The following is a 14,797-nucleotide window of genomic DNA, read 5'->3' as shown; positions in this document are numbered from 1 at the left end:
GTGTTAGTTAGTAAGGTAAAAGGGAACGATTTAATAAAGTCGTTCCCTTTTTTATTATAAATAGATTTGATTCTTTGTTAGATAAAAATCTATGTAAGCCTAGTCTACTTCGACCTTGATCCAACAAATTGCTGTGATTTGTTCTTAAACAACACATTAAAGGTTGTCAAGCTTCCATACATACGTGTAATATATTGTTGCAAATCTACTTTCTCTTGATCGTCTAAATTGCTAGAGTTAATTTTTTGTTCCATAACACGAATACGATCACGCACCATAACTATCTTATGGAAAAAACCATCAATAGGAAGTTCTTTGCTCTTTAAATTAGTATCTCCAGGTTCTAAAATTAGTTTTCCGCCTTTCCACTTGTCTGCAATCGGAACAATTTCAGATACATCCGACCATTTTTTTAGCATATTTCGTAAAACGGTTTCTACTTCATAAAAACTCACACTATCCACTTCATCTTCTACAGCATCAATCACTTCAAAATCGCTGTCAATGTCAATCGTTTCCAGTCCGTTTTCGATAAAAGTTACCCAATAATGTTTCGAAGTTACATTGGTTACTACGCCTAGTCCGTATTCGGGATGTTTAATTCGTGAGCTTATTCCTAAGATGTTCATATAATTTTTTGGTATTGTTATTGTTTATTACTAATTCACATTTAATATTTTGTAAATTGAATTTCAAAAGTAAAAATAAACATCAAATGGGAAATCTGACTATATATTCTAAAAAAAACACGCCTTTTCTATTATTTTTATGTGTGTTGTTTCTCGCTTGCGCGGAAGATAAAAAACAGCCAATTGTTGCTACTAATACTATAACGCCTTCGCAAGAAGTGAAAATAGAAGAAAGTTTGATCAATCCGAAAGGAAAAACCATTCAAGAACGTTTCAATACGCCAAAAGATTACACAAGAGTATCTTTAAAATCAGCTCATTTTGGATCGTATTTACGAAAGTTACCTTTAAAACCTTTCAACAGTAAAGTAAAATATTTTGATGGTCGTGAAAAGTATAATGATAATGTATACATTTCTGTGGTCGATATGGAAATTGGTACACGCGATTTACAACAATGCGCCGATGCAGTGATGCGATTGCGTGGTGAGTTTTTATTTGAACAAAAACGTTTGCAAGACATTCACTTTAATTTTTTATCTGATGGAAAACCGAGATATTTTAAAAAATATGCAAAAGGAGATCATTCTTATAAAAAGTTTAGACGTTATATGAACTATATCTTTGCGTATGCAAACACAGCTTCGCTACGAAAAGAGCTCGCAAAGGTTAAAAACATACAAGATATTCAAGTTGGAGATGTATTTATTCAACAAGGAAATCCTTACGGACATGCTGTTATTGTGGTAGATGTTGCCAAAAATGCACAAGGCGAAAAAATATTTATGATTGCCCAAAGTTACATGCCTGCCCAAGAAACTCAAATCTTAGTTAATAAGCAACATAAATCCCTAAGTCCATGGTATAAAGCCAAGGAAGGTACATTGCGTACACCTGAATGGACTTTTGATAGTAGTGATTTGAGGAGATTTAAAGACTAATACATCAAAAACCAACCCTGAACCAAATTATGAAACGAGCATTTTTAAAAAGTTTATTACCTAAGGATATGACTAATAGCGAACAACATGTGACCTATAAAAAGCAATAAATATAACACATGAAAAAACCATTAAAAATTCTAGGGAAATTTATCTTAGGGATTCTTGTAACGCTCTTAATACTTTTTGCTGTTGTCTATTTAAAATACAATGAGTCTTTGCCACAAGGTTCAAAAGGAGCTGAGGCAGATGCAATGGCAACTAAAATGTTGACAGCACTAAATTATGATGCATATAAAAACACTCGTTATTTAAGTTGGACATTTCGCGGAGACCATCACTATGTTTGGGATAAAGATCAATATAAAGTAGTTGTTTCTTGGTATGATGTAAAAGTCAATCTCAATTTAAAAACGCCAACTACAAGCACAGTAATGGTTGATGGAAAAAATATTACCAGTGAAGAAGCATCTAATTATATAGAAAAAGCACACTCCTACTTCAATAATGATTCCTTTTGGCTGGTTGCTCCATATAAAGTATTTGATGAAGGCGTAACTCGAAGTATTGCCAGCAATGCAGCAGGTGAAAAAGGATTATTAGTTACCTACAGTTCTGGAGGCACAACACCTGGTGATTCATATTTGTGGTTTCTGGATGAAAACGATCGTCCAAAAGGCTATCAAATGTGGGTAGATATCATTCCTATTGGCGGATTGTATGCTTCGTGGGACAATTGGCAAACTACAGAAACTGGCGTTCCACTTTCTAGCCTACATACCTTACTCATTTTAGATATTGATCTACAAAACATTAAGACATGGAATTAGGTATTTTGCCAACTTGTTAAATTTTAACATACTTTCACATTAATTGTTAAAATTTTCTTATCATTTATTAAAAAAGAGTTAACTTTAGCGCACTTTTATTAAACTAAATTAACCCTATTCATTATGAGAAAGAATTACTTCTTTATATTAATGTTACTTCCTCTATTTGCATTTTCACAAGGAAAATCGTTTTGGAAACAAACAAACAATACTAACTTCCAGCCGGAAGAGCTCTTAGAAAGAGCTTCTACTCCTTCTGTGTATGATACATATACACTAGATGTAAACGCTTTAAAACAATTATTAGCTGCTGCACCAGATAGAGATTTAAATATCAAATCTGAAATTGTAATCCAATTTCCAGGCGCTGAAGGAAAAATGGAAAACTTTGAAGTATACAATGCTTCTATTATGGAACCAGCATTAGCTGCAAACAATCCAAACATTCAATCGTATGTAGCTGTTAGTAGAGAAAACACAGGTACTATTATTCGTTTTTCTACAACAGTTTTTGGATTCCATGCTACAGTTCATGCAATTGGTAAAACAATGTACATTGATCCATTAACTACAGACTTACAAACGTATGTTATGTATGAAAAAGGAAATCTTTACAGCGATCTTGAAGAAAGAGTTGGTTGTTTAGTAGATGATACTACTGCAAGCAGATCATCTTCAACTGATGTAATTACATCAAAAAATGCTGTTGATGGTCAATTAAGAACATTTCGTTTGGCATTGGCATGTACACAAGAATATGCTAACTACCATATCAATGCTGCAGGACAAGCTGGTGCTACAGATGCTGTAAAAAGAGCAACTGTTTTAGCTGCAATGAATGTTACTATGACTAGAGTTAACGCGGTATTCGAAAGAGATATGTCGTTAACAATGACTTTAGTTGATAACACAAGTATCATTTTCTTAGCTGAAAATGATGGATATACTGATAGTGATTCAAATGCATTAATCAACCAAAATCAAGCAATTTGTGATGCTAACATCGGAACTGCTAACTATGACATCGGTCACGTATTTAGTACTGGTGGAGGTGGATTAGCTGCTCGTGGAGGAATTTGCTACAGCAACGCAAAAGCGGCTGCAGTAACAGGTTCTGCAAATCCGGTAGGAGATCCTTTTGATATTGACTTTGTAGCACACGAAATGGGTCATCAATATGGTGCAAACCACACATTTAATGGTGGGCAAGGTTCTTGTTCTGGTGGAAACAGAAGTGCAACAACTGCTGTAGAACCAGGAAGTGGAACAACAATTATGGCGTATGCTGGAATTTGTGGATCTGACAATGTTCAAGGAAACAGTGACGATCATTTCCACGCTATTAGTATCAACGAAATGTGGATACGTATTACACCTCCGGGAGAACCAGTTTGTTCTACAAACACTCCAAACGGAAACACAGCTCCAACTGTAAATGCTGGTGCTGATTACACTATTCCTTACGGAACTGCATTTACATTATCTGGTACAGCAACTGATCCAGATGGTACAACATTATCATACTGCTGGGAACAAACAGACGTAGGAATTACAACGAACGTTCCTTCTGCTACAAACACAACAGATCCTCAGTTTAGATCTTATTCTCCAATGACAACAGGAGATCGTACTTTTCCACAGTTAAGTGATATCTTAAACGATAACTTAACTCCAACTTGGGAAGTTATGCCTAACGTTGCAAGATCAATGGATTTTGCTTTGACAGTAAGAGACAATGGAACTCCAAACGGAGGACAAACAAATAGAGATGATATGACAGTTACATTGGCCAATACAGGTCCATTTAGAGTAACTGCTCCAGATACTGTAAACGAAAGTTTTGATGCTGCTGCTTCAACTACAATTACTTGGGATGTTGCTGGAACAACTGCAAACGGAATTAACACTTCAAACGTAAATATCTTATTATCTACCGATGGTGGACTTACATTCCCAACTACATTAGCTGCTAACACAGCAAATGATGGTTCTGAGTCAATTACATTCCCTACAATATATGAGCCTTACTGTAGAATTAAAATTGAAGCTGTAGGAAACATTTTCTTCGCAATTTCAAAATCATTCTCAGTTGGAGCGATGGTAACTGAAACTACAGATTGTAACACTTATACGACTGGGGCAATATCAACTGCAATTCCTGATGGAGCTGGAATGCCTGGACAAGGAACACCAGTATTTATTCCTGTAACGGTAACTGAAACTACTCCTATTACAGATATTAGAGTAAGTGCAAATGTAACTCACTCTTACATTGGAGACTTAATTATGCAACTACAATCACCTAATGGTGGTGGATTTGCAAATATTTGGGCTAGATCATGTAATGATGCTCAATATGGAAATATTGATGTTACTTTAAAAGATGGTGAACCAGCAATTATGTGTGCTTCTCCAACTACAGGAACGTATGCTCCAGCAAGTCCAATGACTGGATTTACAGGAAATGATCCTTCTGGAACTTGGAACTTAGTATTTGTTGATTTCTTTACTGGAGATACTGGAACAGTAAATGAGTGGTCAATTGAACTTTGTACTACTACGACAACTGTTATATTAAGCAATGAAGAGTTTGAGTTAGATAATTTCTCTTTATATCCAAATCCAAGTAAAGGAGAGTTCTCTTTATCGTTTAACTCTACTTCTGGTGAAAACATCGACCTAAATGTATATGACATTTCTGGAAGATTAATTCACACGAAAAACTACAATGCTACGTCTACGTTCAATGAAAATATTTCATTAAAGAATGTAAGTACTGGTATGTACTTGATCACAGTAACAGATCAAGAAAAAACAGTAACTAAGAAATTAATCATCGAGTAATTAGTTTCCTCAATCATATTAAAAACTCCGAAACGTTATGTTTCGGAGTTTTTTCATTTAATATAATTTTTAAAAGTCCAGTTATAGACAGGTTGCTTCATCTATATTTTTCTACAGAAGTTTTATGAATACTATTTTTGATTATACATACAAAATTCTAATGACGATCTCTAATAGTACAGGTTTCACCTATAAAGAAATTAATATCATTGTATGGTTTATCATTATTCCACTTTCGTGGATGCTCCTACTCGACAAAATATACCAACGACGCTTGTTTACCATACTCTTTAGTTTGCTTGTTGCAGTTGTAATTCTCTTCATTCCAAACTTTACGGAGTTCTGTGATTGGAGCTTTCAAAAATCGGTTGACTTTCTAAATGTATTCAATGATGTTGGAAGTAATTATGTAGCTTCTTCGGTTATTATTTGTGTCTTAATTCCAATTGTGATCTATGTTATTTTAATTCGGAAAGCATTCTTTAAAAAAAGTAATAATTAGGATTCTACATACTTTATAACTGCTACTTTAATTCGTATCTTTGCGTTTTTGCAAAAATCTATGACGAATTACGAAGAAAATATTGAAGTACAAGGTGCCAGAGTTCACAACCTTAAGAACATTGATGTGACCATTCCTAGAGAGAAATTAGTAGTGATTACTGGACTTTCAGGAAGTGGAAAATCATCTTTAGCTTTTGATACGATTTATGCCGAAGGACAACGCCGCTATATTGAAACGTTTTCCGCGTATGCGCGACAGTTTCTTGGTGGATTGGAACGTCCAGATGTGGATAAAATTGATGGTTTGTCGCCCGTAATTGCCATAGAGCAAAAAACTACCAGTAAAAGTCCACGCTCAACCGTTGGAACGATTACTGAAATCTACGATTTTTTACGTCTATTATTTGCTAGAGCTTCCGATGCGTATAGTTTCAATTCTGGTGAAAAAATGGTGAGTTATAGCGATGAGCAAATCAAAAAGTTAATTCTAACCGATTTTGATGGAAAACGTGTCAACGTCCTCGCTCCTATCATACGTTCCCGTAAAGGACATTACCGCGAATTGTTTGAAAACATCGGCAAACAAGGTTTTGTAAAAGTTCGTGTTGATGGCACTATTGTAGATATTGAAAAAGGAATGCGACTCGATCGTTATAAAACACACGATATCGAAATTGTGATTGATCGTTTGGTGATTAATGATGAGGTTGACAACGATAAACGATTGACAGAAACGATTAAAACAGCAATGTATCACGGTGATGATGTATTGATGGTTATAGACCAAGATGCGCCAACAGAAGCACGTTATTTCAGTCGTAATTTAATGTGTCCGTCTTCGGGAATTTCCTATCCAAATCCTGAGCCAAATACGTTCTCATTCAACTCTCCGAAAGGAATGTGTCAAAATTGTAACGGATTGGGAACACTGCATGAAGTCAACGAAAATAAAGTCATTCCAGATACCAAAGCAACCATAAAAGGCGGCGGAATTGCTCCTTTAGGTGAGTATAAAAAATCGTGGATCTTTAAGCAATTAGAAATTATTGCTGAACGCTACGAGTTTAAAATAAGTGATCCGATCAAAGATATTCCAAAGGAAGCTATGGATGTGATTCTGAATGGTGGAAACGAAAAATTTTCAGTTGTAAGCAAAACACTAGGCGTGACACGCGATTATAAGATTGATTTTGAAGGAATTATAAGTTTCATCAAAAATCAATATGAAGACAGTGAGTCATCTTCTATCAAACGCTGGGCAAAAAACTATATGGATAAAGTAAACTGCTCAGAATGTGGTGGTTCGCGCTTACGCAAAGAATCTTTATACTTTAAAGTCAATAAGAAAAACATAGCCGAATTGGCAAGTATGGACGTGGTAGAATTGTCAGCGTGGTTTGATGATTTAAAAAATAATCTATCCAAAAAACAACAAAAAATTGCCACAGAAGTTGTCAAAGAAATTTCTACACGTTTGCGATTTTTATTAGATGTTGGATTAAATTATCTTTCCTTAAGTAGAAGTTCTAAATCACTTTCTGGAGGAGAAGCACAACGAATCCGTTTGGCAACGCAAATTGGTTCACAATTGGTTGGCGTTTTATATATTTTGGATGAGCCAAGTATCGGTTTACACCAAAGAGACAATGAGAAACTGATTAATTCGCTTGAATCATTACGTGATATTGGAAACTCAGTAATTGTCGTAGAGCACGATAAAGATATGATTGAACGTGCCGATCACGTCATTGATATTGGTCCACATGCAGGAAGACACGGTGGTGAAATTATTTCGGAAGGTACGCCAGAAGAATTATTAAATCACAATACATTAACAGCTGCTTATTTGAATGGTAGCAAGGAAATTGCTGTTCCGTCTGAACGTAGAAAAGGAAATGGTAAAAAAGTAGTCTTAAAAGGCGCTACAGGAAATAACTTGAAAAATGTTTCTGTTGAATTTCCTTTAGGAAAAATGATTGGAGTTACGGGTGTTTCTGGAAGTGGTAAATCTACTTTAGTAAATGAAACACTCTACCCTATTTTGAACGCTCACTTTTTCAATGCTGTAAAAGAACCAATGCCGTATAAAAGCATTAAAGGTTTGGAACATATTGATAAAGTTATTGACATCAATCAATCGCCAATTGGTCGTACACCACGATCAAATCCGGCAACATATACAGGCGTGTTTAGCGAAATACGAAGTTTATATGCTAAAACACCTGAAGCAATGATTCGTGGGTACAAACCAGGAAGATTTAGTTTTAACGTAAAAGGTGGACGTTGTGAAACGTGTCAAGGTGGCGGATTGCGTGTGATTGAAATGAACTTTTTACCAGATGTGTATGTTGAATGCGAAACTTGTCAAGGAAAACGTTTCAATCGTGAAACCTTAGAGATTCGTTACAAAGGAAAATCGATTGCAGATGTATTGGCAATGACCATGAATGAAGCCGTTACTTTCTTCGAACACATTCCAAAAATATATAGAAAATTAAAAACCATCAAAGATGTTGGTTTGGGGTATATTACACTTGGACAACAAAGTACCACGCTTTCTGGTGGAGAAGCACAACGTATTAAACTGGCAACAGAACTTTCTAAAAGAGATACAGGGAATACCTTTTATATTTTAGATGAACCTACAACTGGATTGCATTTTGAAGATATTCGTGTCTTAATGGAAGTGTTGAATAAGTTAGTCGATAAAGGAAATACGATCGTTGTGATTGAACATAATATGGACGTGATTAAAATGGCGGATCATATTATTGATATCGGTTACGAAGGCGGAAAAGGCGGCGGAAAAGTCATTACAACAGGAACGCCTGAGGAAGTTTCGAACCATAAAAAAAGTCATACGGCACGTTTTTTGAAGAAAGAGTTGAAACTATAACCGTAAACCCAGCACAATAGCTGTCCAAATTATATGAAATACGTCAACATTTTTATAGTACTTTTTTTCACACAATATATTTGGTCACAAACTACGATTGATGTTGATGCGGATTATATTATGGTTGATAAAGGTCAACTCACTTTTTTAAAGGAAAAAGATGGGAATATTCATAGCAAAATAGAAATTCGCTTTTATCCTGTAGGTTTACAGTATGAAAAAGAAATAAAAACAACTTCGGTTGAAGCTACTGCGTATGACATAAAGCGCTTTCATAATTTTGTAAATGCACCTGATATATTCTCAAATATAATAGATGTTTCTAGCATAAAAACTCAGAAAATACCCAAATTGATGCAAAAGCTAGAAAAGGGAAAATTCTATAATAAAAGGACTCCAAAATATATTAGTCAACTCTCTTATTACAATACGTCTTTATTCATACATGCTAATAAATTTGACGCTGCTCCACGAAAAGATTCTGCAGAAATATGGCGTTCCGATGATGAAAAAGTGATCAATTTTGTGATTGTCAATCTTAAGAATAAGAAACCAATTGTTATTTTTCCATACATAAAAGCGAATCCAACTTATGATAAACAACATCGTTCTGATGAAAAGTTTTTGATTAATTATCTTGGATTTATCATTCCGAAAAAAAACAAATACGCAGTTAAATATTCTAATAAAATATTTCAATATTCGACCAAAGCGTATCCATTTCTCAATGGAATCATATCGCTTCAAGATCCAACGATACATTGGTCTCATAAGTTTACATTTAAAGATTCACAACTAAAAGATCCTGTCTTTGGACAAGTACTATTGGACAAAAAATTTGATACAATATCTATTAATAGTGGGTTTATATTTTGTTTGAAAGATGATAAAACAACACTGTACAATCTTGAATTAGAAAACATTACACCAAAAGGATTACAAGCTGCTTTTCCGTTGCTTTATGAAGGAAGCTATGCTATTTGCTTGATTGATAGTACTATAAAATACGTGTCAAAAAAAGGTGTGGTCATTAATGAGCTTCCTAAAAAACAACCAATATCGATATGTGGTACTGACGGAATTAAAAGAATTTCATATTATATTGAACGTGATGAAAACACCTATGTACTTTCAAAAAGATTTTCGTACTACAATGTTGAGGATGAATACAAAATAGGTACTCTAAAGTATCCGATTATCGATAAGAATAGATATCAAGCAATGTACTTTATGAATCTACCACATCAAGAAAAGCTTCCTAAATCTGTTGTTTTAGCTGAATCTGAAGGGTTTCCTGAATATGTTATTGTAGAGAATAATGGTAAGCTTGGAATGTTTCAAATAAAATTTAAGTCTACTGTAAATCAACAAAATAAAGCTATCGTTGAACTAAAAGAACTCCTACCTACAGCATACGATGTGATCAAAAAAGTGAAGAGTGATCATATTTTGATTTCTAAAAACAATTTATTTGGTATTTACGGACTCACCCAACTAAAATACAGTAAACTCGACGTTTCCAAACACTTTTCCAGATTTACACTTCCCAATGGACAGAAAGGTTGGTTGGATAAACTTGGAAGAGAATTTTTAGATGAGTAAGCTTAAAAAACACTCTTTATTTAAAAATCATTCGTAAGCCAGTTTTCAAGTTCCTTTCTATTAGTTAGCATTATGTAAGTCTCATCAGAGGTATCTAAATCATATACACGTAAAGGATAGGCGTTTTCAGCTATTGCTTTTATATCTGCTAAAATTATATTCCAAATTCTATTCGTATACGGTTTATCGCCACCAAAATCCCATTTAGGTAATGTGTATTCTTTTTTGTTTTCAGAAACTATTTTATATCCTTTTAGATACACTTATTTTAAAATTTTAATTGTGCTTCTTGCTTGTTTTCTTTGTGAGATACTGCTTTTCTAGTTCTTTAAAAATAGTTTTCAACTCATACTTAACTTGCTTACCTTCAATATCTAAACTAATTATTTCCCCTTGAAGCACATCATCAATAGTAGCATTATTAGAATCTGAGAAATCATGCTTTAATCTCCCACAAATACCTGTTTCTATATTTATGATAAATATTTTATACATATTATAAGGAGGAATTATTTGCTGTATTAATACGTATTTACCATAGAGTTGTATTTTTTTTATGGATTCCCACCTAAGTTTTGAAGGTGCGCCAGTGATACTAGCATCACTAATAAACACCCATTTATAAGTATTTCCTTTTTTCACAAACACTCCATGCGAGGTGTTATATACTTTATATGTAGCATTACTATCTGAAAGTTTTATACTGTCGCGTGTACGGCTTCTGTAATGATTGTGCGCATAATACATCAGAAATCCTCTGGCATTTTTGGCATCTAACCATTCAGGAGCTTCATAAGGAGTAGTGTATACTTGTCTTAACGAATCGCCTTTTATTTCAATATAATAATTATCTGGCGCTTCAAATTCTTCTTCTATCCAGCTAGTTTGAGGATCTACAATTAAATCAAAAAAGTCATTAGTATCCAGATTCGCATTAGAATATGCACTTTTAATCATCCAGTTTAATGAAGCTTCTGGATGCTTCCTTTTCTCAGGAAGTAAATGTGTTTTCATTATTTCAAGAAAAAGCACATTCTCTTTTTTAGCAAGTTTTGGAGGTATGAGAATCGTACTTTTAATGCGACAAAAACAACCTTCATTCGTAAGTTGATGCATTTCATTGGTTTTCCCATTTATGATTTGAACATACCTTCCGCCAAATCCGCTTCCACCTTCATAAAAGGTTTTTAGCGTATCTACTATTTTATCATTATTAAAATCTTCTGTAATCACTTTCATATCACGTTGTCCAAAAACATGACATGAACTTAAATAGAATAATATAACTACGATTTTTTGCATAGTATAGATAATTAATTGACATTGTTTTTATTAGCTATTCCTTTTATTTTCAAGCCATTCTGCCTTTTCAATTTTATACCAATTATGAAGTTCGCCATCATAAACAAATGTATCAATACACTTCATTCCTATTTTCTGTAGAATTTTATTAGACGCTGAGTGATTTACATCTGCAGCGCCTCCTATTTCTTTTAAATCAAGTTTTTCAAATCCATATGCAAGAGAAGCAATTGCTGTTTCTGAAGCTATTCCTTTTCCCCAATACTTTCTCCTCAATCTATAACCTAAATCATAGTAATTAAATTCTTTTCGTACTTCTTCTTCATATTTCAATCCAGTCCAACCAATAAAATCGTTTGTTTCTTTATCAATAATTGCCCAACGTCCAATTCCGTTTTTAACATATTGACCTCTTATATAGTCTATGATTTCTTTGGCTTCTTCGATTGTTTTTATTGGTTTTTTCCCTAAAAACTCATGAACTTCAGGATCGGAATCTAGTGCTAAAATTCCTTCCACATCATATGCTTCAATATCTCTTATAATGAGTCGATCTGTTTCTATATGTATTTTCATTTTATGTGTTTAAATCTTTTTATTAGCTGCTTTTAATCCATTCAATTTCGTGTCCAACTTCTCCTTCTTCAATTTCACCAACTTTAAATTCTAAAATTTCTGTTGCAATTCTTTTAATTTCAACTTTCCATTCAATCCATTCATTCAATTCCATATTGGCTTCAAAATGAAGTCCACTTGGTTCTACTGAAGCAATTATTGACTTTTCATTTGTATCATAACTAAACCAATGAGGAATTCCATCTTTACCAAATCCTATCCAGCCATTCATTTTTTGATAAATTAAAGGCACTTTATCCCAAATTTCTTTAGGTAAATCATATCTAATATTTAAATTACATTCTTGAATTTCCATTTTTTTGAATTGAACTCGTTTAAACTTTTCACATGCAAGCGAAATTTAACAATTTAAGTGCTTTAGAAAGTTTAAATATATTACTTACAACACGGATATAACAGCAATTTCGGCTATTAAATATGATTACAGTTAAAACTACAATAATCTTTTCAATAATAAAATATGAAGTCCTTACGATGAATTGCCATAATATTCATCATAAATAAAAAAACCTGTTTGAAGCACATCAAACAGGTTTTAGACTATAGTATATTTATACTACATTTTGTCTAATTTGCTTTGAGCAACTGCTGCTGCAAACTGTCCAACAACATCGCCTCTAAAGTATAATTTTATACCGCCGTCTTTCATGACTTTAAAGCTTAAGAATCCTGTATTTTTCGGTACATCACCCAATTTTAAAGGTTTTTTAAAGCCTTCTAAAATTCCTTTTTTCAAACCATTCAATAATTTTTTATGTCCTGCTCCAGACGTATGAATATGCCAATGATCTAAACGAGCTGATAGTTTACAACCTATTTTCCCATTAGGATTTTTATCAGATTCGAAAGCTATTCGCAACGTAATAGTGTATGAAGGATTCGGAATAAAAAAGATTCCACTTTCATAATCACCTTTTATTTTAAACGTCACTTTTCTGTTTTTACTGCGCTCAAAGTTGTTTCCGGTATCGCTTACGCTGGAAATTCGAACTGAATCAACATTCAAATCTTTCTGAGACTTCGTTTTTTCTTTAAATATTTTTGAAAAAAGTGCACATACTTTTCGTCCACTTAATTTTGCTGTATGCGGATTTTCTTCTTTGTTTTTGTTCCAAATAATGACACCATTTTGAAAATCACTGAACCATTCATTCTTTTTCGGATCAATTTTAATTTCATCAGAAGTTGGATATCCATAAATTCCGCGTTCCCAACCACTTTTTGCCCACGTATGACGAATAGCGCCTCGAACTAGCTTTGGTCCTGTTGCTGGATGCCAATAAATACTTCCATTTCCTGAAAAGTGATTAAATCTTCCGCGTCCATCTGGAGTTGTCGTTTCATCGGTTACAGGAAGTGCTAATGCATTGTTTGGTCCGCCAACAGCATTGTATTTTCTACGTATTTGCCCGTGAATTTCTTGTGGACCAGATGCTGGTGAACAATAAATATCACATTTTTTGAACGTAACTCTTTTTCCTCCTCGTACAGTAGTAGGTCTGTTAATATTTGAAGTTGCAGCGCCTGTAAATCCGCTTCCTAATGCTTGTGCTTTTGCTTTAATTCCATTCGTACAATCGCTGTCTGCAATAACGCTATTCGTTACTTGTAAAGAAATATCTGCGTAATCGTCACCTTCATCCGTATTGCGAACTCTAAAAGTTATTGTTTTGGTTTGATTTGCTGCTACGGTTGAACTTTTAGAAGCTTTTCCGTCCAAATCTCTCGTATTTGTAGAAGAGCCTTCGTATAGTTTTGCCGATTCTTTGATAGAAACCGAACCGTTTGCCTTTTGAGTGAAGTTAATTTTTAACTCAACGCGAACTTCTCCTCCACATTTCCCAACGAAAAACAAACTGTTTTTCTTTTTTCCTTGATCTAACAGAAACAATCCTGAATTACGTACTGTTTTACGTTCGTTTGACCCAAAAGTTTCGTGATCTACAATTCGCATTGTAGACACATACTGAATTTTACTTTGCATGATTATTTTTTTTTAATGGTTGAATAAATTTCCCGAGAAGACTTCTCTAGTTTTAAAAAGTCATAGCAAAGAACATGTCTTTTTACCGAATACAACACAGTGAATTAACGCAATAGATAACAGTATTTCACGAAATAAAACATAGGGAAAACACGATTGAAAATACCGTTAAAAAAACATTTTTAAGGAAAACACATAAGGGAGAAATCCTCTCAAAATTCATATATAATAGAAAAGAGTGCTTCGACTAAGAAACACTCTTTTCACACCTTGAATTAATAATAAACTACGTAAACTAAACTCTAAAACATCAATTTTTAACGATTTGTTTCGTGATTCTTGAATTACTTTCTACATCTCTAATACTCAATAAGTATACACCAGATTGGTATGAAGAAATATTGATTTGTATTTCGTTTGATAAATTTTTATTGTCTTGATATACTCTTCTTCCAGATATGTCAAACAGTTCAATGACTACATCAAAGGATTGATTTGAAGAAGTTCGTAAATTCAACACATTACTTGCAGGGTTTGGATATACATTAAACTTGATCGCATTTTCAAAATCTTCAACACTTAATGGTTCTTCTCTTGTTACAGTAATCCAGTTGTCTGAAATGTCTTCA

The 14,797-nt window shown here is 33.7% G+C and carries 13 protein-coding genes; 6 read left to right on the top strand and 7 right to left on the bottom strand.

The window, feature by feature from the left end; genetic code table 11:
* Positions 1–104: 104 nt before the first annotated feature.
* Positions 105–629 (bottom strand): hypothetical protein, encoded by a 525-nt coding sequence (locus tag ACRBBL_RS25750; protein WP_431371979.1) that lies wholly within the window; start codon positions 627–629, stop codon positions 105–107.
* Positions 630–715: 86 nt separating this feature from the next.
* Between ACRBBL_RS25750 and ACRBBL_RS25745 the strand changes: the two genes are divergently transcribed.
* From ACRBBL_RS25745 to ACRBBL_RS25720, 6 genes are all read left to right on the top strand, one after another.
* The gene (locus ACRBBL_RS25745) at positions 716–1,570 is read left to right on the top strand and encodes a DUF4846 domain-containing protein (protein ID WP_431371978.1); all 855 of its coding nucleotides are present in this window, start codon (positions 716–718) and stop codon (positions 1,568–1,570) included.
* 119 nt (positions 1,571–1,689) lie between these two features.
* Positions 1,690–2,400, top strand: coding sequence for a hypothetical protein (locus tag ACRBBL_RS25740; RefSeq protein WP_431371977.1), 711 nt, complete (start codon positions 1,690–1,692; stop codon positions 2,398–2,400).
* A gap of 123 nt (positions 2,401–2,523) precedes the next feature.
* Positions 2,524–5,244, top strand: coding sequence for a reprolysin-like metallopeptidase (locus ACRBBL_RS25735; protein ID WP_431371976.1), 2,721 nt, complete (start codon positions 2,524–2,526; stop codon positions 5,242–5,244).
* A 124-nt stretch (positions 5,245–5,368) separates the two neighbouring features.
* Positions 5,369–5,746, top strand: coding sequence for a hypothetical protein (locus tag ACRBBL_RS25730; RefSeq protein ID WP_431371975.1), 378 nt, complete (start codon positions 5,369–5,371; stop codon positions 5,744–5,746).
* Positions 5,747–5,806: 60 nt separating this feature from the next.
* A complete protein-coding gene (gene uvrA / locus ACRBBL_RS25725) occupies positions 5,807–8,644 on the top strand; it encodes an excinuclease ABC subunit UvrA (RefSeq protein ID WP_431371974.1) in 2,838 nt (945 codons plus the stop codon).
* A 33-nt stretch (positions 8,645–8,677) separates the two neighbouring features.
* Complete coding sequence (locus tag ACRBBL_RS25720; RefSeq protein ID WP_431371973.1) at positions 8,678–10,246, top strand: hypothetical protein; 1,569 nt, start codon at positions 8,678–8,680, stop codon at positions 10,244–10,246.
* A 20-nt stretch (positions 10,247–10,266) separates the two neighbouring features.
* Here ACRBBL_RS25720 and ACRBBL_RS25715 read toward each other — a convergent pair whose 3' ends face one another.
* From ACRBBL_RS25715 to ACRBBL_RS25690, 6 genes are all read right to left on the bottom strand, one after another.
* A complete protein-coding gene (locus tag ACRBBL_RS25715) occupies positions 10,267–10,509 on the bottom strand; it encodes a hypothetical protein (RefSeq protein WP_431371972.1) in 243 nt (80 codons plus the stop codon).
* Positions 10,510–10,522: 13 nt separating this feature from the next.
* Positions 10,523–11,548, bottom strand: coding sequence for a hypothetical protein (locus ACRBBL_RS25710; protein ID WP_431371971.1), 1,026 nt, complete (start codon positions 11,546–11,548; stop codon positions 10,523–10,525).
* 30 nt (positions 11,549–11,578) lie between these two features.
* On the bottom strand, positions 11,579–12,124 hold the full coding sequence (locus ACRBBL_RS25705; RefSeq protein ID WP_431371970.1) for a GNAT family N-acetyltransferase: 546 nt from the start codon (positions 12,122–12,124) through the stop codon (positions 11,579–11,581).
* Between the two features lie 22 nt (positions 12,125–12,146).
* On the bottom strand, positions 12,147–12,479 hold the full coding sequence (locus tag ACRBBL_RS25700) for a hypothetical protein (RefSeq protein WP_431371969.1): 333 nt from the start codon (positions 12,477–12,479) through the stop codon (positions 12,147–12,149).
* Positions 12,480–12,740: 261 nt separating this feature from the next.
* Entirely contained in the window at positions 12,741–14,168 is a 1,428-nt protein-coding gene (locus tag ACRBBL_RS25695) for an LGFP repeat-containing protein (protein WP_431371968.1), read from the bottom strand.
* A 310-nt stretch (positions 14,169–14,478) separates the two neighbouring features.
* Positions 14,479–14,797, bottom strand: a 319-nt coding sequence (locus tag ACRBBL_RS25690) for a T9SS type A sorting domain-containing protein (RefSeq protein ID WP_431371967.1), incomplete at its 5' end; no start/stop codon positions are given.

The organism is Kordia sp. (assembly GCF_050633145.1).
Lineage (GTDB): Bacteria > Bacteroidota > Bacteroidia > Flavobacteriales > Flavobacteriaceae > Kordia.
Note: the sequence above shows the minus strand (reverse complement) of the source record. Positions and strands in the feature narration are given on the sequence as shown.